A 25,385-nucleotide genomic window follows, 5' to 3' on the forward strand; every position below is an offset into this window, starting at 1 on the left:
TTCAGTCAGTGGCGCGTGTGCGAGCGACGTCGGCGGTTGCCTGGCGGATGGCGTCGCAGATCGCGGCCTCCTCGTCGGCGCTGATACGTGGGTGGAGGACGGGGCACAGCAGGCGGGCGGCGAGTTGTTCGGCGCGCGGGCAGTGCTGGCCGTGGGTGTGCTCGCGGATCAGGCCGTGGCCGAGGTAGGTCACCGGGTCGTTGATGATGGAGCCGACGCCGTACCGGGTGGCGAGGACGTTCATCAGCTCGTCGCGGCCCCGGCCTGCCCAGGTCTCGGGCACGAGGAGGTTGTGCCGGTAGTACAGGTGCTGCCCGTCGTCCAGCGTCGGCGGCAGCGTCAGCTCCTCGATGTCGGCGAGCGCGCGGGTGCGGAGGTGGGCGCGGGCGATGCGGGCGGTGTTCATCTCGTCCAGCCGGGCGAGTTGGACCAGGCCCACCGCGGCTTGGACCTTGGACATCATCTGGTTGGTGCCCCAGTGGTCCCGGCCGCCGTACGCGCGCAGCCACCGCAGCCGTTCGGCAAGCGCAGGGTCATTGGTGGTGACCATGCCGCCCTGGCCGAAGGTGGTCATGAGCTTCTTCGACTCGAAGCTGAACACGGTGGCCCAGCCCTCCCCGCCGACCCGAGCGCCGGTCGCTGTGCGGCCGCCACAGGCCCGCGCGGCGTCGACGATGACGACCGGCGGCCCGTGCACCGGGTGCGGGTGGGCGGTGGCGAGGTCGAGGAACGGTCGCAGATCGGCCACGGCCCCGTTCCAGTGGGTCAGCAGGATCGCACGCGTGCGCTGGGACATCAGCCGCTCGGTGTCGGCCGGGTCCAGGCTGAGCGTCACCGGATCTGGTTCAGCCAGGACCAAGTGGCCGCCCTGCCCGGTTACGGCGATGTGCGGGCCGACGAAGTTGAGCGCGCAGGAGATCACCTCGTCCCCCGGCGCGAGTTGCAGGTAGCGAAGGACCATCTCCATCGCGGTGCCGCCGGAGTTGAACGCCACAGCGTGGCCGACACCCGTGTGCTCGGCGAAGGCGCCCTCGAAGGCGTCGGTGTAGGGCAGGGCCTTCCAACCCGTGCGCCAGTCGTCGGACTCGTCCAGCACCTCCCGTACGGCCTCGTGCTCGGCGTCGGTGTACCAGCCGCCCTGGGCAGGTTCGACCGGCCAGCGCAGGTCTGCGGTGATGCTCGGCACGGTGTCCGGGTTCGTGGGCATCAGCGTTCCCCCCGCGCGGCCGGGGCGGCGGGGCCGTGGTGCTCGAAGGCGCTGATCGCCTCCACCTTCACGGCGGCCGACGAATGCGAGTCGAAGCGGTGCGTGAGCCATTCGGCAGCCAGACGGCGTGCCAGGCCGAGGCCGATGATGCCTTGGCCCAAGGCGAGTACCTGGGCATTGTTGGAGCACACCGCGGCTCGCACGGACAGCGAGTCGTGCGCGGTTACGGCCCGGATGCCCTTGACCTTGTTGGCGGCGATGGCCATCCCAAGGCCGGTATGGCATACCAGCAGGGCTCGGTCCGCCCGCCCGTCGGCGATGATCTGAGCGGCTGCGAGGGCGATCCCCGGGTAGCCGGCCCGGGAGGGGACGTCGATCCCCACGTCGATGACCTCGGCGACCAGTTCGCTTGCCCGAAGGTCGTCGGCTAGTTCGTCCTTGTAGTGGCGGCCCGCGTCGTCGGAGCCGATGACGACGCGCAGCCGGTTCGGTTCCGTGCTCATGCACGTCCTCCTCGGTAGTGGTAGGGGGTGTCGGGGCGGACCAGGGGGTCTGTCCGGTCCGGCTATCGCTGACCCGACCGGCGGGCTGCGGAAACCGCGTAGCGGAACAGGTGGTCGACGGACTTGGCGAGCAGCCGCAAGTTCGCGGCCGGGTCATGCACCGGGTCTTCGGCGACTGCGCGAGCGTGGCGGATGGTGTTCGTCGCGATGTCGCGGGCGCGGGTGTCGGCGAGGCCGGCCGCGTACACGTCCGCCGGATCCGCCAGGACGGCGATGTAGCCGCGCAAACGGGCGCGTACCGCATCTGCGGCCTCACCCGTGGGTCGGCCATTGGCCAGGTCGAGCGCCAGGCGGACGTCTGAGGCCACTGCGGCGGGGCTGATGGGCATCTGGGGCAGGCGGCTTGCGGTAGCCAGGACGTTGTGGACGGGGTTGTTGTCGGTGGGTTGCACGGGTGTGACCGTCCCTTTCCGTTGAGCGACGCCGTTCTTCGGTGTGGTGTTGAGTCAACGGCCAACCACGGACGGTGAGGAGGTGCCAGGCTGTAGGCCCGCGTAGGCCCGTGTAGGCCAGCCCGGCAAACGGAGAAGGGGGCGGAGGTGCCCGGGAATCCACAGATCAGCGAGCTGATCCGGCAGGCGTGCACGGCACGGGGTTGGGGTCCGGCCAAGCTCGCCCGTGAGTTAGGCATCGTCGAAGGCCGGGGCCCCGAAGGTCTCGACCGGCAGTCGGTCAGACGGTGGATGGCCGGGAAACGCAAGCCGACGTACTGGCTGCCCTACCTTGTCCAAGTCCTGGACCTGGACGCGGACCCGGTGCACGCCGTGCAAACTGCGGGGACGGCAGACCCGGACGCGGATACCGTGGCATCAGTCATCGAGTTGGGAAGGAGCGACGTGCTACGGCGGAACTTCCTCGCCGCGACGAGCGCATACGCCCTCGGCGCTCTGAACCTGCCGGATCCGGAGAGCATCACGCGCCGCACCAACCGGCCCGGTGCTCCACGGGTCGGTGCGGGTGAAGTGGCTGCGATCCGGCAGATGACGAAGGGTCTCGGTGACGCTGCGGCCGAGCTGGGCGGTGGTCACGCGCGGCACCTGGCCGTGCGCTACCTCATTGAGGACGTGGGACCGTGGCTTGAAGGTACGTACACCGAAAAGGTGGGCCGAGCCCTCTTCGCCGAGACCTCCCAACTCGTCCACCTGGCTGGGTGGATGGCCCAGGACGAAGGCAACGAAGGTATGGCCCAGCGGTACTACGCGCACGCCTACCGGCTGGCAGCCGAAGCAGGAGATCCCGAGCTCGCCGCCACGGCTCTGCGCGGCTTGGCCGTGCAGGCAATCGAGCTGGGGCCGAAGTTCCACGCCGTAGCTCTGAGGCTGTCCGAGCGGTGCGTGGAGGAGGCCAAGACACTCGACGACCCGAGGGTCGTGTCGTACTACCAGACGACCTTGGCGGACGCCGCCGCACTCGACGGCGACCGGCGGCTTGCCACCCGCGCGCTGGCCGCCTCCCAGACGGCAATCGAGAAGATGCCGGACGCCTCGCCTGGAGAAACATGGGCGTCGCACTTCAGCATCGGCCGGTGGGCTCATCACTCCGGGATGATCCTCGCCCGGCTCGGGGACCTGAACGGGGCAACCGAGCACCTGCACCAGGCTTTGGAGATCCACGGACTCGACCGCCGCCGCAGCCGCGCGATCGTCCTCGCCGACCTCGGACAGGTCCAGCTTCGGCAAGGTGACCTCGACGCGGCCCTGTCCACGTGGACCGCCTTCCTCGACTGCGCGGACGGCATTCGGTCCGTGAAGATCGCGGGCGCTGTGAGTGATATGCACGTCCGACTGGACCGGTACGGACACGTGCCCGAGGCCGAAGAACTGCGGCAGCGGGCGGAACCGCTCCTGCCCACTCCAGACGCCTGACGGCCCGGAGCCCCGGGCCCTAGGGCACCGGCCGGGCCGGGGGCTCCTCCAGGAGCCAGGTCAGTACGCGGGGCAGTGCGTGCAGCGCGTCGAAGTGCGCGGCCGACGGCTCCAGTACGGCCGTCGCGCCGGGGATGCGGGCGGCCAGCCAGCGTGAGTGGCCCACCGGCGAGAAGACGTCCTGCTCGCCGTGCCAGAGGAGCACCTCGCCCGGTATGTCCGCCGGGTCGAAGCCCCACGGGCTGCAGAAGGCCAGGGCGTCGTCGATCCAGCCGTACGCCGAGGTCCGCAGCGCTTCCTGGTAGTTGCGCAGCAGCATCGAGCGGACGCCCGCGTCGGAGACCACCATCCGGTCGGAGGCGGTCAGTTCGCGGCGCAGGTCGTCCAGGAGCCGGACCGGGTCCTTGCGGATCGCGTCGGCGCGGGGGGTGAGGCGGGCGGCGACGCCGTCGGGGTCGGTGGTGGCGGCCGTGTACTCGATGACGTTCGACGCGGCCATGCCCTCGAACCAGTCGAGCCCGTCCGCGTCACGGGGCGCCAGCGTGACGAGCGCGGCGGTGCGCGTCACCCGCTCGGGGATGAGCGCCGCGCAGGCCAGCGCGTGCGGGGCGCCGCCGGAGCGGCCCACCACCGCGAACCGCTCCAGCTCCAGCGCGTCGGCGATGGCAGTGACGTCCTGGACCACGTCCGCCACGCTGCGGCCGGGCAGGCGGTCCGAGCCGCCGTAGCCGGGGCGGTCGTAGGCGATGAGCTGCATTCCGCGCTGATAGAGCACCATGCCGCGGGGTGCCGGACCGAGTCTGCTGCCCGGTGTGCCGTGGAGCAGGAAGACGGGACGGCCCCGCGGGTCCCCGAGGCGCTCCACCATGAGATGCCGGCCGTCCGCCGTGCGTACGCGACGTCGCAAGCCCCCGCCTCCTCCGCTGGGTCACAGGTCTGATGATGACCCATCAGAGGGGGCGCGCGGGGGACGCATTGGCGCCTTACCGGCGTGGGAGCGCCGGGGGCGCATAGTGAAAATCGCGTGCGCGTCCCGAAGTCGACCTTGTGTGCTACCTGTTTGCGTCGGGATAGTGGACTCCCATCCTCCGTGTCAGGTCACCCCACTTGTCCTGGTACGGCCCCCCACAGGAGGTCCAAGTTGAAGCATCGACGCATACCCAAAAGGCGTGCGGCGCTGGCCGGCGGAGCCGCGGTGGCCCTGCTGGGCGCGGGCATCACGTTCCAGACGGCGAACGCCAGCGACGCGGAGGTGAGGCCGCTGTCGGTGACGGCGGCCGGAAACCTTGCCTCGACGCTCACCGAGCGGCTCGGCGGCGACGCGGCCGGCGCGTACTACGACGCGAAGTCCAGGGCGCTCGTGGTCAACGTGGTCGACGAGGCCGCGGCCGACACCGTACGCGAGGCGGGCGGTGAGGCGAGAGTCGTCGAGCACAGCCTGGCCGAGCTCACCGAGGCCGGTCGGACACTGCGGGAGCGGGCGACCATACCGGGCACCTCCTGGGCCCTGGACCCGGTGACGAACAAGATGGTCGTCACGGCGGACGGGACCGTGAAGGGCGCGTCGTGGGAGAAGCTGAGCGGCGTGGTGCGGGACCTGGGGTCGAAGGCCGAACTGAAGCGCACCTCGGGTGTGTTCCGGCCGTTCCTCCGGGGCGGTGACGCCATCCACAGCGGGGGCGGGCGCTGCTCGCTGGGCTTCAACGTGGTGAAGGACGGCCAGCCGTACTTCCTCACCGCGGGCCACTGCGGCGAGGCAGGCAGCCGCTGGTCGGCGACCGCGGGCGGCCCCGCGATCGGCACGATGGTCGACTCCCGCTTCCCGGGCGACGACTTCTCGCTGGTCAGGTACCACAGCATGGCCCCGGAGCCGAGCGAGGTGAACCTCTACAACGGCAGCGTGCAGAAGATCACCAAGGCGGGCGAGGCGACCGTCGGGATGAAGGTGACCCGCAGCGGCTCGACCACCCAGGTGCATTCCGGCGAGGTCACCGGCCTCAACGCCACGGTCAACTACGGCAACGGCCAGATCGTGCACGGCCTCATCCAGACCAACGTCTGCGCCGAGCCGGGCGACAGCGGCGGCCCGCTCTTCGCGGGCGACACCGCGATCGGTATGACCTCCGGCGGCAGCGGCAACTGCACGACAGGCGGGACGACCTTTTTCCAGCCGGTGACGGAGGCGCTGGCGGCGTACGGCGCGCGGATCGGCTGACACGCATCAGCCGACCCGTTCGGCTGACACGGTCACAAGGTCCGGGTCGTCTTGGTGGCGACCCGGGCCTTGTCATGCCGGCAGGTTCTTCTCCCTGCGCACGGCGGACGCCACCAGCGTGATCACCGTGCCGATCAGCGCCCAGATGGCGAGCACCTGCGCCGGGCCGGAGACCGCGTTGCCCCGGAAGTACGCGATCGAGCGCGCCGCCCACGTACCGGCGCCCGGCGGCAGGCCGGGGCCGATCGCGCGCCAGAAGTCGGGGAGCATCGGGGCCGGGAAGGCGCCGCCCGCGCTCGGGTTTCCGGCGATCACGATGAGCAGGACCGCCAGGCCGATGCCGACGACACCGGTGACCGCCTGGAGCGCGAGGGTGGCCGCGCCGACCGCGAAGACGACGAGGGCGCCCAGGCCCCACAGGCCCAGGATGCTGCCGGGCAGCGCGTCGAGCGCGGGACCGACGATGAGCGCGCCGCCGAGGCCGCCGGCGATTCCGGAGAGCGCGAGGACGGCGAGGCGGATGATCGCGCGCTGGGGGTTCGAGGGGCGGGAGCCCGCGCTGATCGCGACGATCGACGCGCACAGGTAGCCGCCCACGCACCAGCCGACGACGAGGTAGAAGGCCGAGAGGCCGTTGAAGTCGCCGGGGGAGGCCGGGGCGACGTCGACGGTCCGGACGGCGCGCCGCTGGTTCTGTTCGACCTCGGTGGTGATCCGGGTCAGGGCGTTGGCGAGGGCGGCGCCCCCGCCGGAGGCGACCAGCAGGGTGTCGGTGGTGCCCCGCGGGTCGACGAGCAGGGCGCCGTCGATCTTCCGGTCCATGATCTGCCGGCGCGCCTCCGCCTCGTCGCGGAGCACCCGGGGGTCGAGCGGGTCCCCGGGCAGCCGGCCCAGGCGGTCGGCCGCCTGGGCGGCGGCGGGGCCGGGGGCCACCACGCCGAAGGGCACGTCCCGAGGTTTCGGATGGTGCAGGGCGCCCACGTAGGAGGCGATGAAGAGCAGCTGCAGGGCGAGGACGCCGACGACCAGCAGCGCGGCCCGCGGGGTGACGGCGTTCTTGACCTCGTCGGCGAACTTCATGCCCCCACGCTCCGGGGCGGTCCGCGTCTTCGCAGGTGGAGTGGGCTGAATGGCGGACCCGGAGGGGCGGAGGCGTTCGGCGGCGGCGTTCGGAAAGGGTGTCGTACAGGCGTTCGAAATTGGTCTATGGTGGTGAGTGGGGGAGGTGAGAGCGGATCGATCCAGGAGGTGCGGGTGCCAGGCTTCACGCATCTGCACACCGTTTCGGGCTTCTCCCTGCGATACGGGGCCTCCCACCCGGAGCGGCTCGCGGCGCGCGCCGCCGAGCGCGGCATGGACGCCGTCGCCCTGACCGACCGCGACACCGTCGCGGGCGCGGTCCGCTTCGCCCTGGCCTGCGCCAAGGAGGGCGTCCGCCCGCTGTTCGGCGTCGACCTCGCGATCGGCGCGCCCGTACGGGAGGAGGGCTCGCGCACCGAGCGCCGCCGCACCCCCGTGCGCGGCGGCGCCTTCGTCGACGAGTCCGCGCCCCGCGCGCTCTTCCTCGCCCGCTCCCGGGAGGGCTGGGCCACCGTGTGCCGGCTGATCACCGCCGCGCACGCCGCCGAAGGCCCCTGCCCGCTGCTGCCGTGGCAGGAGAACCACGGCGACGACGTGACCGTCCTGCTCGGGCCCGACTCCGAGGTCGGCCGCGCCCTCGCCGCCGGACGGCCCGACCGCGCCGCCCGGCTCCTCGCCCCCTGGCGCGAGACGTACGGCGACGCCCTGCGCCTGGAGGTCGTCCACCACGGCCGCACCGGCACCGGCCCCGGCTCCCTGCGGCACGCCGCCCGCACCCTCGGCCTCGCCGCCGAACAGGGCGTCCGGGCCGTGCTCAGCAACGCCGTGCGGTACGCCGACCCCGGCCTCGGCCCGGTCGCCGACGTCCTCGACGCGGCCCGCCGCCTGGTGCCGATCGACCCCCGCAAGGGCCTCGACAGCGGGGAGCGCTGGCTCAAGGACCCGGCCGCGATGGCGGCCACCGCCGAGCGCGTCGCCGAGGCCGCCGGCTTCCGCCGCGGCACCGCGCACCGGCTGCTCGCCCTCACCGAGGAGACCGCCGCCGCGTGCCTGGTCGACCCCGAGGACGACCTCGGCATCGGCAGCGTGCACTTCCCCGAGGCGCACCTCGTCGGCGCGGACCGGCGCACCGCCGAGCGGGTGCTGCGCTCGCGCTGCGCCGCCGGGATGGTGCTGCGCGGCCACGACCGGAAGCGCGCGTACTGGTCCCGCCTGGAGGACGAGCTGCGGACGATCGAGCGGCTCGGCTTCGCCACGTACTTCCTCACCGTCGCCCAGGTCGTCGAGGACACCCGGAAGATGGGCATCCGGGTCGCCGCGCGCGGCTCCGGCGCCGGGTCGCTCGTCAACCACCTCCTCGGCATCGCCCACGCCGACCCCGTCGAACAGGGCCTGCTCATGGAGCGGTTCCTCTCCGTGCGACGGCCCGCGCTGCCCGACATCGACATCGACGTGGAGTCCGCGCGCCGCCTGGAGGTCTACCGCGCGATCCTCGACCGCTTCGGCCCCGAGCGGGTCGCCGCCGTCGCCATGCCCGAGACGTACCGGGTGCGCCACGCCGTACGGGACGTGGGCGCCGCGCTGTCCATGGACCCGGCCGACATCGACCGGATCGCCAAGTCCTTCCCGCACATCCGCGCCCGCGACGCCCGCGCCGCGCTGGACGAGCTGCCCGAGCTGCGCGCGCTCGCGGGCGAGAAGGAGAAGTACGGCAGGCTGTGGGAGCTGGTCGAGGCGCTGGACGCGCTGCCGCGCGGCGTCGCCATGCACCCGTGCGGGGTGCTGCTCTCGGACGCCTCGCTGCTGCGGCGTACGCCGGTGGTGCCGACCAGCGGCGAGGGCTTCCCCATGTCCCAGTTCGACAAGGACGACGTGGAGGAGCTCGGCCTGCTCAAGCTCGACGTGCTCGGGGTGCGGATGCAGTCGGCGATGGCGCACGCGGTCGCCGAGGTCGAGCGGGCGAGCGGCGAGGTCGTCGACATCGACGACCCGGAGCAGGTGCGGCCCGGCGACCCCGCCACGTACGGGCTGATCAGGTCGGCCGAGACGCTCGGCTGCTTCCAGATCGAGTCGCCGGGCCAGCGCGACCTGGTCGGACGGCTCCAGCCGTCCACCTTCCACGACCTGGTCGTGGACATCTCCCTCTTCCGGCCCGGACCGGTCGCGGCCGACATGGTGCGGCCGTTCATCGAGGCCCGGCACGGCCGCGCGCCCGTCCGCTACCCGCACCCGGACCTGGAGGACGCGCTGAAGGAGACGTACGGAGTCGTCGTCTTCCACGAGCAGATCATCAAGATCCTCGACATCATGACCGGCTGCGGGCGGGAGGAGGCCGACGCGGTGCGGCGCGGGCTGTCCGACCCCGAGTCGCAGGGCCGCATCAAGGTCTGGTTCGAGCACCACGCGCGGGCGAAGGGGTACGCGGAGGACGTGGTCGCCCGGACCTGGGAGATCGTCGAGGCCTTCGGGTCGTACGGCTTCTGCAAGGCGCACGCGGTGGCCTTCGCCGTACCGACGTACCAGTCGGCGTGGCTGAAGGCGCATTACCCGGCCGCCTTCTACGCCGGTTTGCTCACGCACGATCCCGGGATGTACCCCAAGCGGCTGCTGCTGGCGGACGCGCGGCGGCGCGGGGTGCCGGTGCTGCCGGTGGATGTGAACCGGTCGGCGGTCGCCCACCGGATCGAACTGGTGTCCGGTTCGCTGGGGAAGTGGGGCCTGCGGCTCGCCCTCGCGGACGTCCACGGGATGAGCGAGGCGGAGGCGGCGCGCATCGAGGCCGGGCAGCCGTACGCCTCGCTGCTCGACTTCTGGGAGCGGGCCAGGCCCAGCCGGCCCGTCGCCGAACGGCTCGCCCAGGTCGGCGCGTTGGACGCCTTCGGCGGCAACCGCCGCGACCTGCTGCTGCACCTCTCCGAACTCCACCGCATGCAGCGGGGCTCCGGCTCCTACGGCGACCAGCTGCCGCTCGCCGGCGGCCGGAGGTCCGCGCCGATCGGGCTGCCGGACCTCACCGAAGAGGAGCGGCTCAGCGCCGAGCTGGGCGTGCTGTCCATGGACGCCTCGCGGAACCTGATGAGCGATCACCAGGCCTTCCTCGCCGAGCTCGGCGTCGTCTCCGCGCAGCGGCTGCGCACGGCACCGCACGGGCAGACCGTGCTGGTCGCGGGCGCCAAGGCGGCCACCCAGACCCCGCCGATCCGGTCCGGCAAGCGCGTCATCTTCACCACGCTCGACGACGGGACCGGCCTGGTCGACCTCGCCTTCTTCGACGACAGCCACGAGCGGTGCGCGCACACCGTCTTCCACTCCTGGCTGCTGCTCGTACGCGGCGTGGTGCAGCGGCGCGGCCCGCGCAGCCTCAGCGTGGTCGGCTCCGCCGCCTGGAACCTCGCCGAACTGGTGGAGCTGCGGTGCGAGGGCGGCCTGGACGCGGTCGCGGCGCGGCTGGCCGAGCCGGCGCCGGGCGGTGCCCCGCCGTCGCCCTCCGACAGCGGGCGGCGCATCACGATGCCGACGGGCTACGAGATGAACCCCTGGGCAGACCTGCGCCCGGCGGGCGAGGGGACGGCGAAGGTCCCGAAGAAGCTGTGGCACCAGAGTCAGGGGAGCGCGGGATGATCCTCTACGTACGATTCCGGCTGGAGCCGATGTACGAGGCCTTGCTGCCGCAACTCGTGGGCATGCTCGGCCAGTTCACACCCGTCGTCGAGGCGGCGCCGCCCGACGCCGCGCTCGCCGACGTACGCGGGGCCGTACGGTACTTCGGGCGCGGCCCCGCCGAGCTGGCCGCCGTGATCCGCGTCCGGGCGCTCGCCCTGTACGGCGTCGAGTGCGCCATAGGGGCCGGGCCGAACCCCATGCTCGCGCGCATGGCGGCGCGCGACGCGGCACCCGGGACGACGCTGGTGGTGGAGGACGCCGAGGCGTTCCTGCGGGACAAGCCGGTCGCCGCGCTGTACGGCGTCGGCCCCGCCACCGCGCGCACGCTCTGCTCGTACGGGCTCGACTCCATCGGGCGCGTGGCCGCCGCGCCGCTCGCCGTGCTCCAGCGGATCGTCGGCGCGCGGGCCGGGCGCGAACTGTGGGAGCGGGCGCGGGGCGTCGACCGCACGGCCGTCGTCCCGAACGCCGCCTCCCGCTCCGTCGCCGCCGAACGGCCCTTCGACCGCGACGAGCTGGACCAGGAGCGGCACCGGCGCGCCCTGCTGTCGCTCGCCGGGGAGCTGGGCGCGCGGATGCGGGGCGAGGGGCAGGTGTGCCGCTCGCTGACGCTGACCGTGCGGTACGCCGACCGGACTTCGACCACGCGGACGCGTACGCTGCGCGAACCGAGCGCCCACTCGGCGGACCTGGCCGCCACCGCGTACGCGATGCACGAGGCGCTCGGGCTGCAGCGGGCGCGCGTGCGGGCCGTGGGGCTGCGCGCGGAGGGGCTGATGCCCGCCGAACACGCCGCGCACCAGCTGACGTTCGACGCGGCGGACGAGAAGGCGCGGCGGCTGGAGGCGGTGGCGGACAAGGCGCGGGCGCGGTTCGGGCCGGGCATCATCGGGCCGGGCTCGCTGGCGGCGTAGGCGTAGGCGTAGGCGTAGGCGTCGGGGGCGAGCGGGGCGGCGTACGGTCGGCGCGGGCCGGGGTGCGGTCGACGCGGCGTACGGTCAGCGGGGCGCGCGGTGCGGTCGAGGCGGCGCCGGCGCGCCTCCTGTCGTCCCGTCACGCGCGGGCGGGGTCGACGTGGTAACTCCGCTTCTTTTTTACCGACGCGTAACTTCCCACCCTCCGCTACCCGCACGTAACTTGGCATGAACGCGGCAGTCCCCATGTCGCGTCCCCCATCAGTGGTCCGGGCCACGGGGCGTCCCGCCGACGCCTCACCCATTCCTTGAGCCGCAGGGAGACCACTCGATGCTGCCCTCACGCATGCCCTCGCGCCTCCGGCGCGCGTTCAGAGCGACGCTGGCCGTCCTCGCCCTCGCCGCCGCGACCCTCGCCCCGGGCGCGGGAACCGCCCAGGCCGCCACCGCGCCCAGCAGCGGCTGGAACGACTACTCCTGCAAGCCGTCCGCCGCCCACCCCCGGCCCGTCGTGCTCGTCCACGGCACGTTCGCCAACTCCGTCGACAACTGGCTCGGCCTCGCGCCGTACCTGGTCCGGCGCGGCTACTGCGTCTTCTCGCTCGACTACGGGCAGCTGCCCGGCGTGCCGTTCGTCCACGGCCTCGGCCCCATCGCGAAGTCGGCCGAACAACTCGACGCGTACGTCGACGAGGTCCTCGCCGCGACCGGCGCCGCCGAAGCCGACCTCGTCGGCCACTCGCAGGGCGGCATGATGCCCCGCTACTACCTCAAGTTCCTCGGCGGCGCGGAGAAGGTGAACGCCCTCGTCGGCATCGCGCCCGACAACCACGGCACCACGCTGCTCGGCCTGACCGCGCTGCTGCCGTACTTCCCCGGCGTGGCCGACCTGCTGAACGAGAAGACCCCGGCCCTCGCCGACCAGGTGGCCGGCTCGCCGTTCATGACGAAGCTCAACGAGGGCGGCGACACCGTCCCGGGCGTCGACTACACCGTCATCGCCACCAAGTACGACCAGGTCGTCACGCCGTACCGCTCCCAGTTCCTCGACGGCCCGAACGTCCGCAACGTGCTGCTTCAGGACCTGTGCCCGCTGGACCTCTCCGAGCACGTGGCGATCGGGCTGTCCGACCGGATCACGTTCCACGAGGTCGTGAACGCGCTCGACCCGGCGCACGCGACGCCCACCACCTGCGGGTCCGTCCTCGGCTGACGCCCCGGCGCCCGCGCCCGGCGGACATGACGGTGCCGGGGCCCGCCTCCGCGCGGACCCCGGCACCGTCGGTCTGCCAGCCGTCAGCGGCCGTGCCGCCCCGCCGGGGCGGACTTGCGGCGCGCGGCGCCGAAGAGCACCGCGGCACCGATCGCCAGGACGGCCGCGCCGCCGACCGCCACGTACGGGGTCATGCCGTCGGCCCCGGTCTCGGCGAGGTTCTCCCCGCCGGGCGCGGTCGCGGGCGCGGCGGCGGGCGACGGGGTGCCCGCACCGTTCGCCTGCGGCGCGTTGGCCTCGGGCGTGTCGTTCGTGTCCTTCGCCTGCTCCTGCTCCTTGGGCTCCGTCGACGGCTGCGGGGTGTGGTGGTGGTCGTCGCCGCCGTGGCCGCCGTGGTCGACCGTCGACTGGTCGGCGCCGTCCTGGATCTGCTGGTCGGAGGGGGCCGAGGCGGTCGGCGCCGGGGCGGAGCCGCCGCTGTCCTTGCCGAAGACCACGTCGGAACAGGTGTAGAACGCCTCGGGAGAGTCGGAGCGCTGCCAGATCGAGTAGATCAGGTGGCGCCCGGACTTCGCCGGGACGACGCCGTCGAAGACGTACGAGCCGTTCTCCAGCTTCGGGTTGGTGACTGTCGCGAACGGCCTGGCCTCCAGGTCCGACCACTTCAGCGGCTTGGACGGGTCGTAGCCGTCCTTCGTGATGTACAGCTCGAAGGAGCCCTTGTGCGGCGCGGTCGCCTTGTACTGGAAGGTGTGCCTGCCGGCGGCGAGCGGCGAGGACGGCCAGTCGGCCCGGGGCAGGTCGAGCCCCTTGTACTTGTCGCGGTTGGCACTGCAGAGCTTGCCGTCCGGGATGAGCCGCTTGTGGTTCCCGGCGGCGTTGGCGATGTTGACCTCGTTCCAGTCGTAGAACGCCTGCGCTCCGCTCGCCGCGACCGCCGCCTTGCAGGCTGCCGAGTCGGGGCTCTCGGGCCCCTCGGCGTAACAGGCGGACACCCGGCTGACGGGGTCCGTCATCGTCCCGTGCGCGGCGGCCGGGGAGGCGGCCAGTCCTGCCAGCGCGAGCGGCGCGGCCCCGAGGACGGCGGCTGCGGCGGCCGTACGGCGGCGAGGGCTCATGGTGACGTACTCCTTCGAGGGAACGGCGATGTGGGGGGTGGCTACGGAAACGGATCCGGACGGGCGGCGCAGCCCCCCGATGAGCTCGGCGCCGACGGCCCGGATCAGCCCGGTGATCAGCAAGCTAGCCCCTCGAAACCGCGAAATCGCCTGCTGGGAGCGGCTGATGGGGATTCTTATGCTCCACTTAAGGAGGCGCTAAGAGCAGCCTCAGGTAGCGGCGCCTTCCGCCCCCCGCCCCGCCCCCCGCCCCGGCCCCGCGTCGGCCTCGGCAGGCTGCCGAGACGGCCCTTCGCCGCCTGTGTCGGACATCACGTTTGAGGCGTACATCCCTGGTGTGACCTCAAGGGTCTGGCATGACGCGCTGAAGCGCATGCGAATGAGGAGAACAATCATGGCGATCAACAAGACGCTCGTGAGCGCGGCCGTGTGCGCCGCTGTGGCCCTGGCCCTGACGGGGTGCTCGAAGAGTGACGGCGGCTCGTCCGACAAGGCCGGCAAGGCGGCTCCGAGCGCGTCGCCGTCGCCGGCCAAGCCGGTCGACCCCTTCGCGGGGATGACGGCCGACCAGATCGCCGACAAGTCGCTGGACGTCACCAAGGCCGTCGACTCCCTCAAGGCCAAGGTCACCGACACGGTGGAGAAGGTGCCCGAGACCTTCGAGGTCGTGGTGAGCAAGACCGGCGAGTGCGATGGCACGCTGACCAGCGAAGGGGCGAGCGTGCAGTTCCGGCACGCCGCGAAGGCCTACTACCTGAAGGGCGACGAGAAGTACTGGCGGCAGGGCGAGGAGGACAGCCCCAAGGAGGAGGTCGACGCCATGGTCGAGATCCTCAAGGGCCGCTGGGTGGAGATGCCGCAGGCGGACGCCGAGGCGGAGGGCATGGCCGAGATGTGCGACTCCGACGGCCTCCTCGACGTCGGCGACGACGTCACCGGCCTCACCCGGGGCGCCGACACCACCGTCGACGGGCAGCCCGCGGCCGTCCTGACCAAGAAGGACGGCGCCGAGACCACGACGCTCTACGTCGCCGCCAAGGGCGAGCCGTACCTGCTCAAGTACACCGTGGTGGGCGGCGAGGCGCCCGCTTCGGGCGACTTCCGCGACTTCGGCAAGCCCGTCACCGTGACGGCGCCGCCCGCCGACCAGATCGTCGACCTGGAGAAGCTCGGCGGCTGACACCACCGCCGGACCCCGTCCGGCCCGTCCAGGCCCGTCCCGCCCCCCGGGGCAGGGCGGGCCTCGGCCGTGTCTCACCCCACCCTCCGGTACCGCCGTTCCGGCCGGCCCGTGCCGCCGTACCGCAGGGTCACCTCCGCCCGGCCCGTCTCCGCGAAGTACTCCAGGTAGCGGCGGGCGCTCACGCGCGACAGCGAGCCCGCCTCCGCGCACTCCGTGGCCGACAGGCCCGACGGGTGGGCTCGCAGGATGCGGTCCACCAGCTCCGCCGTGTGCGGCGCCAGGCCCTTCGGGAGCTCGCGCGAGCCCGGCGGCCGCGTCCCGAAGATCTGGTCCACGTCCTCCTGGCGCGCCTCGCCCAGCGCGTCCAGCCGGCTGCGCAACGCCGCCACGTGCAGCAACTGCTCCCGCAGCGCCGCCTGGCTGAAGGGCTTGATCAGATAGTGCAGCGCCCCGGCGCGCAGCGCCGAGCGGACCGTGCCCGCGTCCCGCGCCGCCGTGATGAACAGCGCGTCCACGCCGTGCCCCGCCGCCCGCAGCGCGCGCAGCACGCCGATCCCGTCCATGTCGGGCAGATACACGTCCAGCAGGATCAGGTCCGGACGCAGGGCGCCGGCCGCGCGCAGCGCCTCCGCGCCGGTGTGCGCGACCCCGACGACCTCGAAGCCGTCCACGGCGGACACATAGCGGCCGTGCAGCTTGGCGACCATGAAGTCGTCGTCGACCACCAGCACCTTCGTCACGGCGACACGCTAGGTCGCGACCACAAGGACCACAACGTCCGTTGGTTGCGGAAGGGAGACAGCTTCTTAACGCGCGGGCAACATGTGGGCCACTTCACACCCTTCCGAAGAAAGGCGGCTCCGTTGCGCTTGCGCACCCCGCTCGCCCTGCTCGGCGCGGCGCTGCTGGTCCTCGTGGGACCGCCGCTGCTCACGACGGGCAGCGGCTCCGACACGGGCACGCAGATCCCCGGCCTGCGCCTCATGGTGCCCAACACCCCCGGCGGCGGCTACGACATCACCGCGCGCACCGCGGCCAAGAACGCCGAGGACGCGGGCCTCACCCACAACATCGAGGTCTTCAACCTCCCCGGCGCCGGCGGCACCGTCGGCCTCACCCGGCTCGTCGGCGAGCACGGCAACGGCAAGCTCGCCATGTCCATGGGCCTCGGCGTCGTCGGAGCCGTACACACCAACAAGACCCCCGCGACCCTCGCCGACACGACGCCCATCGCCCGGCTCACCGAGGAGCAGGACATCGTGGTCGTCGGCAAGGACTCCCCGTACAAGACCATCCAGGACCTGCTGGCGGCCTGGCGGAAGAACCCCGGCAAACTGCCCGTCGGCGGCGGCTCGTCGCCCGGCGGGCCCGACCACCTCGCGCCCATGCTGATGGCGCAGGCCGCCGGGATCGCCCCGAAATCCGTCAACTACATTCCGTTCGACGGCGGCGGTGAGCTGCTCGCCTCCATCCTCGGCAACAAGGTCGCCTTCGGCGTCTCGGGCGTCGGCGAGTACCTCGACCAGATCAAGGCGGGCGAACTGCGGCTGCTGGCCGTCACCGGCCCGAAGCGCGTCCCCGGCCTCGACGCGCCGACCCTCCGCGAGGCGGGCCTCGACACCGAGTTCACCAACTGGCGCGGCGTCGTCGCCCCGCCCGGCCTCTCCGCCGCCGAGCGCGACAAGCTCATCGGCCTCGTCACCGCACTGCACGACTCCCCGCAGTGGCGCGACTCCCTCAAGAAGAACGGCTGGGACGACGCCTTCCTCGCCGGGGACGAGTTCGGCGCGTTCCTCGACGAGCAGGACCGGCGGGTCGACTCGGTGCTGAAGGAGCTGGGGCTGTGAGCACACCCACCACATCAGGACGTGCCTGGCTGCGCGAGCACTCCGAGCTCGGCGTCGGCCTGCTCCTCGCCGTCCTCGGCGTCCTCGTCCTCACGGACGCGCTGACGATGGACGTCGACATCGCGCAGCGCGGGCCCGTCGGACCCACCACCGTCCCCGTCGTCGTCGGCGCGGGCCTCCTCGCCGTCGCCGTCCTCCTCGCCGTGGACGTCCTGCGCGGCGGCCGGGGCGAAGCCGAGGGCGGCGAGGACGTCGACCTGTCCGAGCCGAGCGACTGGCGCACGGTCCTCCTCCTCGCCGGGGTGTTCCTCGCGAACGCCGTCCTCATCGGCCCGCTCGGCTTCCCGGTCTCCGGCGCGCTGCTCTTCTGGGGCTCCGCGTACGCGCTCGGCAGCCGGCGCCTCGACCGCGACCCGCTCATCGCGGCCGTCCTCTCCCTCCTCACCTACGTCGTCTTCACCCACCTGCTCGGCGTCCCGCTCCCCGGCGGCCCGCTGATGGGAGTGCTCTGATGGATGCCCTCAACTCCCTCCTCGGCGGCTTCTCCACCGCCCTCACCCCCATGAACCTCCTGTGGGCGGCGACAGGGGTGCTGCTCGGCACCGCCATCGGCGTCCTGCCCGGCATCGGCCCCGCCATGGCCGTCGCGCTGCTGCTGCCCGTGACGTACGGGCTGGAGCCCACCGGCGCGTTCATCATGTTCGCGGGCATCTACTACGGCGCGATGTTCGGCGGCTCGACCACCTCCATCCTGCTCAACACCCCGGGCGAGAGCGCCGCCGTCGTCGCCGCCATCGAGGGCAACCCGATGGCCAAGGCGGGGCGCGGCGCCCAGGCGCTCGCCGCCGCGGCCGGCGGGCACTTCGCGGGCGGCATGATCGGCACGATCCTGCTCGTCGCCCTCGCCCCGACCGTCGCCGACCTGGCGGTGGACATCGGCGCGCCCGACTACTTCGCCCTCATGGTGCTGGCGTTCATCGCCGTGACCTCGGTCCTGGGCTCGTCCCGCGTCCGGGGCCTGGCCTCCCTCCTCATCGGCCTCACCCTCGGCCTCGTCGGCCTGGACCAGATGACGGGCCAGCAGCGGCTCACCTTCGGCTCGCTCCAGCTCGCCGACGGCATCGACGTCGTCATTGTCGCGGTCGGCCTCTTCGCGATCGGCGAGGCCCTGTGGGTCGCCGCCCATCTGCGGCGTACCGGCGGCGACGCGATCCCCGTCGGACGGCCCTGGCTGGGCAGGGCGGACATCCGGCGCACGTGGAAGCCGTGGCTGCGCGGACCGCTGATCGGCTTCCCCTTCGGCGCGATCCCGGCCGGCGGCGCGGAGATCCCGACCTTCCTGTCGTACGTCACCGAGAAGCGGCTGTCGAAGCACAAGGACGAGTTCGGGCGCGGCGCCATCGAGGGCGTCGCCGGACCGGAGTCCGCCGCCTCCGCCTCCGCCGCAGGCACCCTCGTCTCGATGCTCACCCTCGGGCTGCCCACCACGGCCGTCGCCGCCGTGATGCTCGCCGCCTTCCAGCAGTACGGCATCCAGCCCGGACCGCTGCTCTTCCAGCGCGAACCGGACCTGGTGTGGGGCCTGATCGCCTCGCTCTTCGTCGGCATGGTGCTGCTGCTCGCGCTGAACCTGCCGCTCGCGCCCCTGTGGGCCAAGCTGCTGCGCATCCCGCGCCCGTACCTGTACGCCGGGATCCTGTTCTTCGCGGCGGTCGGCGCGTACGCGGTCGGCGGCGAGGCCCTCGACCTGGTGATCCTGCTGGTCATCGGGCTCATCGGGTTCGGCATGCGCCGCTACGGGCTGCCGGTGCTGCCCGCCGTCATCGGCGTCATCCTCGGCCCGGCCGCCGAGCAGCAGCTGCGCCGGGCGCTCCAGATCAGCGACGGCAGCGTCACCGGCCTGGTCAACACCCCGTTCTCGGTGGCCGTGTACGCGGTGATCGTGCTGCTGCTGGCCTGGCCCCTCCTGAGGAAGGCGCTCGCCCGCCGCCGTAACGTACCGGCATGAACGATCTTGAGATCCGGCTCGCGACCGCCGCCGACGCCGACCGCGTGAAGGCCGTCACGGACGCGGCCTACCACCACTACATCGAGCGGATCGGTCTCGTACCGGCCCCGATGGAGGCGGACCACGCGGCCGATGTCGCGGCGGGCCGGGTGTTCGTCCTCGGTGACCCGGTGGCCGGCCTGGTGGTGGTGCGGACCGAGGCCGACCACCTGTACCTCGACAACCTCGCCGTCCACCCCGACGCGCAGGGCACCGGCCTGGGCCGGCGCCTGCTCGCCTTCGTGGAGGAGCGCGCCCGCGCACTCGGGCTCCCCGAGGTGCGGCTGCTGACGAACGCGATGATGTGGGAGAACCAGAAGATGTACGAGCGGTACGGCTACGAGGTCGTCGAGCGGCGCCTCGACGGCCCGTACGACCGGATCCACTACCGCAAGCCCGTCTCCTGAACGGGCTCTTCAACGGGCCCCGCACCCGGCAGGCGGCCGTCGTGGGCCAGAAGCTCCAGCGCGTCCAGCGCCTCGCGGGCCGCGGCGGCCGCCGCCGGCTCCCGCTCCGCGAGGCCGCTCGCCTCGAACTCGTCCTCGTCCAGGCGCAGGACCTCACCGCAGTCCGCCGACACCCACAGGTCGAGGTCCAGGTCCTCGACCACCACCTCGCCGCCCTCGACGACGGCGGGCCGGGTGATGTCGCAGTACCAGCCCTTGAGGGTGCCGGTCCCGTCGCGGACCTCCTTCACCGCGTACCACCGGTCCCGCCAGTAGTGCTCCGTGAAGACGTCCCCCGGTTCGAACCGTACGAAGCCGAAGTCCCGCACCCCGTCCACGGCCCAGGGCGCGCGGACGGTGAGGCGCGTGCCGTCGTCCGCGACCAGCTCCGCCGGGTAGCGGATCTTCGTCCGGCCCGCCTTGACGAGCCGGACGGCGATCTCAGCCGAGCGCGCGGACATGCCGGACCTCCGTCGCGCAGATCTCGTACCCGAACCACTTGTTGATGGCCAGCATCGGCTCGTTCGCCCCGTCGTTGCTGGTGTACGCGTCGGTGTAGCCGGCCGCGCGGGCGCGGTGCAGCGAGTCCGTCTTGGCCAGCTTGGCCAGGCCCCGGCCGCGGTACGCGCGCAGGGTGCCGGTCATGCCGGAGACGTACCGGGTCCCGCCGTCCGTGTAGGCGGCGGTGTACGACGCCACCCGGCCGTCCACGGTCACGACCGTCGACAGGCCGCGGTGCAGCAGCGGGTTGTTCCAGACGTGGGCGAGCCAGTCCTCGTAGTCGTCGAGGTCCGTGGCGATGTCGCTCGGCTCGTCCGACGTGGCCTCCGCGTCCGCCTCGAACATCGGGCGCGGGTCGGCCTCGTAGTCCGCGGCGGTACGCAGCTCGACGCCCGGCGGAAGCGTGCCGGGCACCTCGGGGAGGGCCGCGCGCGCCAGGTCCAGGCGCTGGAAGTGCGCGGTCCGGGTGGGGCGGTAGCCGCGCTTCTCGGCGAACGCCCGGTTCTCGGGTGCGTCCATCACCCAGGTGTACATCGTCGTGGCACCCTCGGCGGCCAGGTGTTCCTCGGCCGCGCGCAGCAGGAGGCCGCCCGCACCCTGGCCCCGGTGGTCCGGATGGACCTGCGGGGTCGCGTGGGACTGGCCCGGTTCGCTGCTGTCGTACGCGACGCCGGCATAGGCCGTACCGATGATCTCGCCGTCCTTCTCGGCGACCAGCAGCCGCATCTTCTGGGCGGCGTTCGCCGTCTCCACGTCGAAGAGGACGGAGCGGGGCGTCACCGCGATGAAAGGCAGGAGGGCACGCCGCGACGCCGCCACGGCCTCGGCATCCTCGGGACGGAAGTCACGCACGATCACAGTCATGGGGCCGCACGCTACGCGCGGCCCGACGACGACCGCCTCCCAATTTCCGCCCGCCGCCCGCTCCGTGGGGGACAATCGGCCCCGTGACCTTGAAGATCTCCATCGACGCGGGCTCCCCGACCGCCCCGTACGAACAGCTCCGCGCCCAGATCTCCGAGCAGGCCCGCTCCGGCGGCCTCCCGGTCGGCTACAAGCTGCCGACGGTCCGCGGCCTCGCGGAGGAGCTGGGCCTCGCCGCGAACACGGTCGCCAAGGCGTACCGGGTGCTGGAGGCGGACGGCGTGATCGAAACCCGCGGCCGCGCCGGCACGTTCATCGCCCCGGCGGCCGACGCCGCCGCCCGCCAGGCCGCCACGGCCGCCGCCGCGTACGCGACGGCGGCCCACCGCCTGGGCCTCACCCGCGCCGAGGCCCTCGCGGCGGTCACGGACGCGCTGCGCGCGGCGTACGGCGACGACGACACCCCCTAGCCAACCACCGGCCACCACCCGACCCCTACAGGTACAGCCCCGCGTCGCGGCCCTTCGGCTGGTCCGGGATCGACGCAGGGCCCGTGCCGCGCCGCAGGGCGTACAGCTCGGCCAGGGTCGCGCCGTCGCGGCCGACGGCTTCCTCCCGGCCGGGGACCTCGTCGCCCAGCCAGGCCATCGACTCCTCGCGCGTGAGCGGCCCCACCTCGATGCGGGCGAGGCAGCGGCCGGGGCGGACCACCGCAGGGTGGAGGCGCTCCAGGTCCTCGTTGGTGGTGACGCCCACCAGGACGTTGCGGCCCTGGCCCAGCAGGCCGTCCGTCAGGTTCAGCAGCCGGGACAGGGCCTGGCCCGCCGTGTGCCGGGCCTCGCCGCGGATCAGCTCGTCGCAGTCCTCCAGGAGCAGCAGCCGCCAGCGGCCGTTGGCCGTGCCCTCGTCCTCGCCGATCGCGATGTCCATCAGATAGCCGACGTCGTTGAACAGCCGCTCCGGGTCCAGCACGCAGTCCACCTGGCACCAGTCGCGCCACGACCGGGCCAGCGTGCGCAGCGCGGACGTCTTGCCCGTGCCCGGCGGGCCGTGCAGGAGCAGCAGCCGGCCCGCGATGTCGTCCGGCGTGACCTTCATCAGCCGGTCCATCGTGTCGGCCACCGGAGCCGTGTAGTTGGGCCGCACCTCCTCCCACGTGCCCGCCGCGATCCGGCGGGTCGTACGGTGCGGGCCACGCCGCGGCGACACGTACCAGAAGCCCATGGTGACGTCGTCGGGCTGCGGCTCCGGCTCGTCCTGGGCGCCCTCGGTCGCCTGCGTGAGGATCCGCTCGGCCAGCTCCGCGTCGACCGCAGTGACGGTGACGTCGGCGCCGCGGCTCCAGCGGGAGACCAGCAGCGTCCAGCCGTCGCCCTCGGCGAGGGTCGCGCTGCGGTCGTCGTCGCGCGCCGCGCGCAGCACCGCGCCGCCCGGAGGGAGCAGCTCCACGCCGGGCTTGACGCGGTCGATGGTGGTGCTTCGCGCGTACGGCTGCTCGCCCGTCGCGAAGCGCCCGAGGAACAGCGCGTCGACGACATCGGCGGGGGAGTCGCTGTCGTCGACGTTGAGCCGGATCGGCAGGGCCTCATGCGGGTTGGCAGACATGGCCCCATGATCCGGCATGCCCGCCGTCACCGCACGGCGTTTATGTACGGATGTCGCGGATGCGCCCCGGGACCGCCCCGGCGCGCCCGCACCGCGCGCACCACCGCGTACTCCTTCGTGAGCGCCCGGTCCTTCGCGAACGTCCGCCCGACGGCCCGCCCTTTGAGTAGCCGTACGGGTAGGCGGTTGCGGATGCGTGTGGGTGTGGCCGCCGATCTCGGTTCCCGAGGCGGCCAGTTCGCACACCTGGCCCCGGTCGAGCATGGTGTCCAGGGCGCCGCCCTCCTCGCTACACCCGGTTCATGCCGCCCGGTGACGGCTGACGGAGGCCCGCTCCCCAACTCCCGTGCTTCCGTGCGCCGTCCGCCGGCCATCCGGGAGCCTCCCGCAAGTCTTGGCATGGACACTCCACGCTGCTACCACCAGAGCAGGCAGAAACACTGCTCAAGGGAGGTTCCATGAAACTGTCCCGAGCCGCGGCATTCTCATCCTCACTGCTCCTGAGCGCCGTCCTCGCCCTGACCGGAGCGGGGGCCGCACAGGCCGCCTCGTCATCGGCCGTCGACTACGTGGCGCTCGGCGACTCGTACTCCTCCGGAGTCGGCGCCGGCAACTACGACAGCGCCAGCGGCGACTGCAAGCGCACCCCCCGCGCCTACCCCGCGCTGTGGGCGGCCGCCAACTCCCCCTCGTCGTTCGCGTTCACCGCCTGCTCCGGCGCCCGCACGACCGACGTGACCGCCAACCAGCTCGGCCCGCTCTCCGCCGCCACCGACCTCGTCTCCCTCACCGCGGGCGGCAACGACGCCGGCTTCGCCGACGTCATGACCACCTGCGTCCTCCAGTCCGAAGCCACCTGCGTCGCCCGCGTCAACGAAGCCAAGAGATACGTCGACACCACCCTCCCGGGCCGCCTCGACACCCTGTACCGGGCGATCCGCGCCAAAGCCCCCTCGGCGCGCGTCGTCGTCCTCGGCTACCCCCGCTTCTACAAGCTGGACGGCAGCTGCATCGCCGGCCTCACCGAGAACGAGCGCCGCGCCATCAACAGCGGCTCCGACCACCTCAACGCGGCCACCGCCAAGCGCGCCGCCGACCACGGCTACACCTTCGCCGGCGTCACCGGGGCCTTTACCGGCCACGAGATCTGCTCGGGCGCGTCCTGGCTGCACAGCGTCAACTGGCTCAACATCGGCGAGTCGTACCACCCCACCGCCACCGGCCAGTCCAGTGGCTACCTGCCTGTCTTCAGGGCGACGGCGTGACGCTCTGACCCGACGAGGGGGAACCGCTCGCGGAACCCCCGGGCGACCCGCCGCCCGTGGGGCTCGCGTCGTGGCACGTGACCGAGAACCCCACCCAGTTCGACCGCGCCGCGACCGGGCTCCGGACCTCCATCCGGACCCGGTCGCGGTACGTCTCGCCGTCCCGGTACGCCTCCACCGTGTGCCGCACCTGCTGCTCCTCGCGGCCGCCCGCGGCGAACTCCAGCGACGTCCACCCGGAGCCCCCGCCGTTCTCGCCGCCCTCGGTGACCCAGCGGTACTCGACCGTCGCCGGCGTACGCCCCACCGTGACCGTCCCCGAGAAGGCCGGCACCTCGGCGGCCGGGGGCGGGCAGGCCCCGCTGTAACTCCCGCGTACGGCGCGCGCGTACACCAGCACCGACTGCTGCGGCGTCGCCGTCGGTGTGGAGGTCGGCGACGGCTTCTGCGCGGACGGCGTCGGGCTCGGCGTCGTCCGCGTGGGCACGGGCGACGGCGAGGCGGTGGTGCCGTTGGCGGCGGCCGGGTCCTTGTCGCCATCGCGCAGCAGCGCGTACGCGAGCCCCGCCACCACCAGGAGGAGCACGGCGACCCCCACCGCGAGGACCCCCACCGCGCCCCGTGGATGCCGCTCCTCCGGCTCCTCCGCCGGGACCGGCCGCCCCACCGGCCCCTCGCCCGTGCCGACGACGGCCGTCGGCGCGTACGGTTCCGACGACGCGAGCGGAACCGTCCGCGCGGTGCCGCCCGCGGCCACGACCCGCAACAGGTGCTCGGCCTCCTCGGCCGCGAGCCGCTCGGCGGGGTCCTTGCGCAGCAGCCCCTCGATCACCGGCTCCAGCGCCCCGGCCCGGCGCGGCGGCGGCAGCTCCTCGTCGACCACCGCGCGCAGCGTGCTGAGCGGCGTGTGCTGCCGGAACGGCGAATGGCCCTCGACCGCCGCGTACAGCAGCACACCCAGCGACCACAAGTCCGAGGCGGGACCCGGCGTCTGCCCAAGGGCCCGCTCCGGCGCGAGGAACTCCGGCGAGCCGATCAGCTCACCCGTCATGGTGAGGTTCGAGGCGCCCTCCACCACCGCGATGCCGAAGTCCGTCAGCACCACGCGGCCGTCGTTGGAGAGCAGCACGTTGGCCGGCTTGACGTCCCGGTGCAGCACCCCCGCCCCGTGCGCGGCGCGCAGGGCCGCCAGCACCTCCGCCCCGACGCGCGCGGCCCGCCGCGGCGGCATCGGGCCCTCGGCGTCGAGGACCTCGGCGAGCGTCACCCCGCGGACCAGCTCCATCACGATCCAGGGCCGGTCGTCCTCGGTCGCCACGTCGTACACCGTGACCACGTTGCGGTGCGCCACCCGGGCCGCCGCCCACGCCTCCCGCTCCAGCCGCGCGTACAGCCGCCGCACGTCCGCCGCGCCGAGCCCGGCGGGCGCGCGCACCTCCTTGACGGCGACCTCGCGCCCCAGCACCTCGTCACGGGCCCGCCACACGACGCCCATGCCGCCTTCGCCGAGCGGCCCCCGCAGTCGGTAACGGCCCGCCACCAGCCGTTCTCCGCCCGTCCCTTCGGTCACCGGGGCCCCCTTCAGACGATGCGGCGGAAACCACTCCAAGCTAGCCGAAGTCGGCCCGACTGGGAATGTGTCCAACTCGCCCTGGAATCAGACGTATTCGGAGAGTAATCGTCAACACCCGTACATGGGTGGTGAATCACGCCACCGGGATACACGCGTGAGTTGCGGGAACGATAGGGTTAACCTGCCCGGGCCGGGTGCCTTCGTACGGGTGGGGAG

At 72.9% G+C, this 25,385-nt stretch carries 23 protein-coding genes; 12 read left to right on the forward strand and 11 right to left on the reverse strand.

Annotated features, from left to right (window positions below; translation table 11 throughout):
* Position 1 precedes the first annotated feature (1 nt).
* The 3 genes from ABZX67_RS10770 to ABZX67_RS10780 all read right to left on the reverse strand — a co-directional run bounded on the left by ABZX67_RS10770 (position 2) and on the right by ABZX67_RS10780 (position 2,162).
* On the reverse strand, positions 2-1,207 hold the full coding sequence (locus ABZX67_RS10770; protein WP_355357079.1) for a DegT/DnrJ/EryC1/StrS family aminotransferase: 1,206 nt from the start codon (positions 1,205-1,207) through the stop codon (positions 2-4).
* The gene (locus ABZX67_RS10775) at positions 1,207-1,710 is read right to left on the reverse strand and encodes an RpiB/LacA/LacB family sugar-phosphate isomerase (protein WP_355357081.1); all 504 of its coding nucleotides are present in this window, start codon (positions 1,708-1,710) and stop codon (positions 1,207-1,209) included. Before ABZX67_RS10775 ends, ABZX67_RS10770 begins: the two co-directional genes overlap by 1 nt.
* A 62-nt stretch (positions 1,711-1,772) precedes the next feature.
* Positions 1,773-2,162 carry a DUF6415 family natural product biosynthesis protein gene (locus tag ABZX67_RS10780; protein WP_355357083.1) on the reverse strand — a complete coding sequence of 130 codons (390 nt, stop codon included), beginning with the start codon at positions 2,160-2,162 and terminating at the stop codon, positions 1,773-1,775.
* Positions 2,163-2,309: 147 nt separating this feature from the next.
* Here ABZX67_RS10780 and ABZX67_RS10785 point away from each other — a divergent pair, with 147 nt between their 5' ends.
* The gene (locus ABZX67_RS10785) at positions 2,310-3,635 is read left to right on the forward strand and encodes a helix-turn-helix transcriptional regulator (RefSeq protein WP_355357085.1); all 1,326 of its coding nucleotides are present in this window, start codon (positions 2,310-2,312) and stop codon (positions 3,633-3,635) included.
* Positions 3,636-3,654: 19 nt separating this feature from the next.
* Here the strand turns inward: ABZX67_RS10785 and ABZX67_RS10790 are convergent, their stop codons facing one another.
* The gene (locus ABZX67_RS10790; RefSeq protein ID WP_355357087.1) at positions 3,655-4,542 is read right to left on the reverse strand and encodes an alpha/beta fold hydrolase; all 888 of its coding nucleotides are present in this window, start codon (positions 4,540-4,542) and stop codon (positions 3,655-3,657) included.
* Positions 4,543-4,776: 234 nt separating this feature from the next.
* Between ABZX67_RS10790 and ABZX67_RS10795 the strand changes: the two genes are divergently transcribed.
* On the forward strand, positions 4,777-5,850 hold the full coding sequence (locus ABZX67_RS10795; RefSeq protein WP_355357089.1) for a S1 family peptidase: 1,074 nt from the start codon (positions 4,777-4,779) through the stop codon (positions 5,848-5,850).
* A 72-nt stretch (positions 5,851-5,922) separates the two neighbouring features.
* Here ABZX67_RS10795 and ABZX67_RS10800 read toward each other — a convergent pair whose 3' ends face one another.
* On the reverse strand, positions 5,923-6,930 hold the full coding sequence (locus tag ABZX67_RS10800; RefSeq protein WP_355357091.1) for a DUF3533 domain-containing protein: 1,008 nt from the start codon (positions 6,928-6,930) through the stop codon (positions 5,923-5,925).
* A gap of 174 nt (positions 6,931-7,104) precedes the next feature.
* On the opposite strand from ABZX67_RS10800, the gene ABZX67_RS10805 reads away from it, so the two are divergent.
* From ABZX67_RS10805 to ABZX67_RS10815, 3 genes are all read left to right on the forward strand, one after another.
* The gene (locus ABZX67_RS10805; RefSeq protein WP_355357093.1) at positions 7,105-10,551 is read left to right on the forward strand and encodes a DNA polymerase III subunit alpha; all 3,447 of its coding nucleotides are present in this window, start codon (positions 7,105-7,107) and stop codon (positions 10,549-10,551) included.
* Positions 10,548-11,507, forward strand: a complete 960-nt coding sequence (locus ABZX67_RS10810) for a hypothetical protein (RefSeq protein ID WP_355357095.1) — start codon at positions 10,548-10,550, stop codon at positions 11,505-11,507. Before ABZX67_RS10805 ends, ABZX67_RS10810 begins: the two co-directional genes overlap by 4 nt.
* 331 nt (positions 11,508-11,838) lie before the next feature.
* On the forward strand, positions 11,839-12,720 hold the full coding sequence (locus ABZX67_RS10815; protein WP_355357097.1) for an alpha/beta fold hydrolase: 882 nt from the start codon (positions 11,839-11,841) through the stop codon (positions 12,718-12,720).
* An 83-nt stretch (positions 12,721-12,803) separates the two neighbouring features.
* On the opposite strand, the gene ABZX67_RS10820 is transcribed toward ABZX67_RS10815, so the two are convergent.
* The gene (locus ABZX67_RS10820; protein WP_355357291.1) at positions 12,804-13,838 is read right to left on the reverse strand and encodes a lytic polysaccharide monooxygenase; all 1,035 of its coding nucleotides are present in this window, start codon (positions 13,836-13,838) and stop codon (positions 12,804-12,806) included.
* Positions 13,839-14,232: 394 nt separating this feature from the next.
* Between ABZX67_RS10820 and ABZX67_RS10825 the strand changes: the two genes are divergently transcribed.
* Positions 14,233-15,018 (forward strand): hypothetical protein, encoded by a 786-nt coding sequence (locus tag ABZX67_RS10825; protein WP_355357099.1) that lies wholly within the window; start codon positions 14,233-14,235, stop codon positions 15,016-15,018.
* A 74-nt stretch (positions 15,019-15,092) separates the two neighbouring features.
* Here ABZX67_RS10825 and ABZX67_RS10830 read toward each other — a convergent pair whose 3' ends face one another.
* Positions 15,093-15,761, reverse strand: a complete 669-nt coding sequence (locus ABZX67_RS10830) for a response regulator (RefSeq protein ID WP_355357101.1) — start codon at positions 15,759-15,761, stop codon at positions 15,093-15,095.
* A gap of 123 nt (positions 15,762-15,884) precedes the next feature.
* On the opposite strand from ABZX67_RS10830, the gene ABZX67_RS10835 reads away from it, so the two are divergent.
* From ABZX67_RS10835 to ABZX67_RS10850, 4 genes are read left to right on the forward strand one after another with little or no spacing between them, the layout of a single operon-like run.
* Complete coding sequence (locus tag ABZX67_RS10835; RefSeq protein WP_355357103.1) at positions 15,885-16,868, forward strand: tripartite tricarboxylate transporter substrate binding protein; 984 nt, start codon at positions 15,885-15,887, stop codon at positions 16,866-16,868.
* Positions 16,865-17,380 (forward strand): tripartite tricarboxylate transporter TctB family protein, encoded by a 516-nt coding sequence (locus ABZX67_RS10840; RefSeq protein WP_355357105.1) that lies wholly within the window; start codon positions 16,865-16,867, stop codon positions 17,378-17,380. Before ABZX67_RS10835 ends, ABZX67_RS10840 begins: the two co-directional genes overlap by 4 nt.
* Complete coding sequence (locus tag ABZX67_RS10845; RefSeq protein WP_355357108.1) at positions 17,380-18,876, forward strand: tripartite tricarboxylate transporter permease; 1,497 nt, start codon at positions 17,380-17,382, stop codon at positions 18,874-18,876. The genes ABZX67_RS10840 and ABZX67_RS10845 overlap by 1 nt, the downstream gene beginning before the upstream one ends.
* Positions 18,873-19,322, forward strand: a complete 450-nt coding sequence (locus ABZX67_RS10850) for a GNAT family N-acetyltransferase (RefSeq protein WP_355357110.1) — start codon at positions 18,873-18,875, stop codon at positions 19,320-19,322. Before ABZX67_RS10845 ends, ABZX67_RS10850 begins: the two co-directional genes overlap by 4 nt.
* On the opposite strand, the gene ABZX67_RS10855 is transcribed toward ABZX67_RS10850, so the two are convergent.
* Positions 19,301-19,822, reverse strand: coding sequence for a DUF402 domain-containing protein (locus tag ABZX67_RS10855; RefSeq protein ID WP_355357112.1), 522 nt, complete (start codon positions 19,820-19,822; stop codon positions 19,301-19,303). The genes ABZX67_RS10850 and ABZX67_RS10855 overlap by 22 nt on opposite strands.
* Positions 19,803-20,726: a GNAT family N-acetyltransferase gene (locus tag ABZX67_RS10860; protein WP_355357114.1), complete on the reverse strand. Its 924-nt coding sequence runs from the start codon at positions 20,724-20,726 to the stop codon at positions 19,803-19,805. The genes ABZX67_RS10855 and ABZX67_RS10860 overlap by 20 nt, the downstream gene beginning before the upstream one ends.
* A gap of 83 nt (positions 20,727-20,809) precedes the next feature.
* On the opposite strand from ABZX67_RS10860, the gene ABZX67_RS10865 reads away from it, so the two are divergent.
* Positions 20,810-21,196, forward strand: a complete 387-nt coding sequence (locus ABZX67_RS10865) for a GntR family transcriptional regulator (RefSeq protein WP_355357116.1) — start codon at positions 20,810-20,812, stop codon at positions 21,194-21,196.
* A gap of 25 nt (positions 21,197-21,221) precedes the next feature.
* Here ABZX67_RS10865 and ABZX67_RS10870 read toward each other — a convergent pair whose 3' ends face one another.
* A complete protein-coding gene (locus ABZX67_RS10870; protein ID WP_355357118.1) occupies positions 21,222-22,331 on the reverse strand; it encodes a DUF5925 domain-containing protein in 1,110 nt (369 codons plus the stop codon).
* A gap of 458 nt (positions 22,332-22,789) precedes the next feature.
* Here ABZX67_RS10870 and ABZX67_RS10875 point away from each other — a divergent pair, with 458 nt between their 5' ends.
* Entirely contained in the window at positions 22,790-23,596 is an 807-nt protein-coding gene (locus tag ABZX67_RS10875; protein WP_355357120.1) for an SGNH/GDSL hydrolase family protein, read from the forward strand.
* Here ABZX67_RS10875 and ABZX67_RS10880 read toward each other — a convergent pair.
* Positions 23,580-25,166 (reverse strand): serine/threonine-protein kinase, encoded by a 1,587-nt coding sequence (locus ABZX67_RS10880; protein WP_355357122.1) that lies wholly within the window; start codon positions 25,164-25,166, stop codon positions 23,580-23,582. The genes ABZX67_RS10875 and ABZX67_RS10880 overlap by 17 nt on opposite strands.
* Positions 25,167-25,385 lie beyond the last annotated feature (219 nt).

Origin of the sequence: Streptomyces sp. NPDC003036, assembly GCF_040611175.1 — a bacterium.
GTDB lineage: Bacteria > Actinomycetota > Actinomycetes > Streptomycetales > Streptomycetaceae > Streptomyces.

What these genes read in the sequence shown, in the direction of transcription:
- ABZX67_RS10770 (WP_355357079.1), bottom strand. Translation starts at nt 1,207, where the DNA reads ATGCCCACGAACCCGGACACCGTGCCGAGCATCACCGCAGACCTGCGC.
- ABZX67_RS10775 (WP_355357081.1), bottom strand. Translation starts at nt 1,710, where the DNA reads ATGAGCACGGAACCGAACCGGCTGCGCGTCGTCATCGGCTCCGACGAC.
- ABZX67_RS10800 (WP_355357091.1), bottom strand. Translation starts at nt 6,930, where the DNA reads ATGAAGTTCGCCGACGAGGTCAAGAACGCCGTCACCCCGCGGGCCGCG.
- ABZX67_RS10810 (WP_355357095.1), top strand. Translation starts at nt 10,548, where the DNA reads ATGATCCTCTACGTACGATTCCGGCTGGAGCCGATGTACGAGGCCTTG.
- ABZX67_RS10815 (WP_355357097.1), top strand. Translation starts at nt 11,839, where the DNA reads ATGCTGCCCTCACGCATGCCCTCGCGCCTCCGGCGCGCGTTCAGAGCG.
- ABZX67_RS10820 (WP_355357291.1), bottom strand. Translation starts at nt 13,838, where the DNA reads ATGAGCCCTCGCCGCCGTACGGCCGCCGCAGCCGCCGTCCTCGGGGCC.
- ABZX67_RS10825 (WP_355357099.1), top strand. Translation starts at nt 14,233, where the DNA reads ATGGCGATCAACAAGACGCTCGTGAGCGCGGCCGTGTGCGCCGCTGTG.
- ABZX67_RS10845 (WP_355357108.1), top strand. Translation starts at nt 17,380, where the DNA reads ATGGATGCCCTCAACTCCCTCCTCGGCGGCTTCTCCACCGCCCTCACC.
- ABZX67_RS10850 (WP_355357110.1), top strand. Translation starts at nt 18,873, where the DNA reads ATGAACGATCTTGAGATCCGGCTCGCGACCGCCGCCGACGCCGACCGC.
- ABZX67_RS10855 (WP_355357112.1), bottom strand. Translation starts at nt 19,822, where the DNA reads ATGTCCGCGCGCTCGGCTGAGATCGCCGTCCGGCTCGTCAAGGCGGGC.
- ABZX67_RS10860 (WP_355357114.1), bottom strand. Translation starts at nt 20,726, where the DNA reads ATGACTGTGATCGTGCGTGACTTCCGTCCCGAGGATGCCGAGGCCGTG.
- ABZX67_RS10870 (WP_355357118.1), bottom strand. Translation starts at nt 22,331, where the DNA reads ATGTCTGCCAACCCGCATGAGGCCCTGCCGATCCGGCTCAACGTCGAC.
- ABZX67_RS10875 (WP_355357120.1), top strand. Translation starts at nt 22,790, where the DNA reads ATGAAACTGTCCCGAGCCGCGGCATTCTCATCCTCACTGCTCCTGAGC.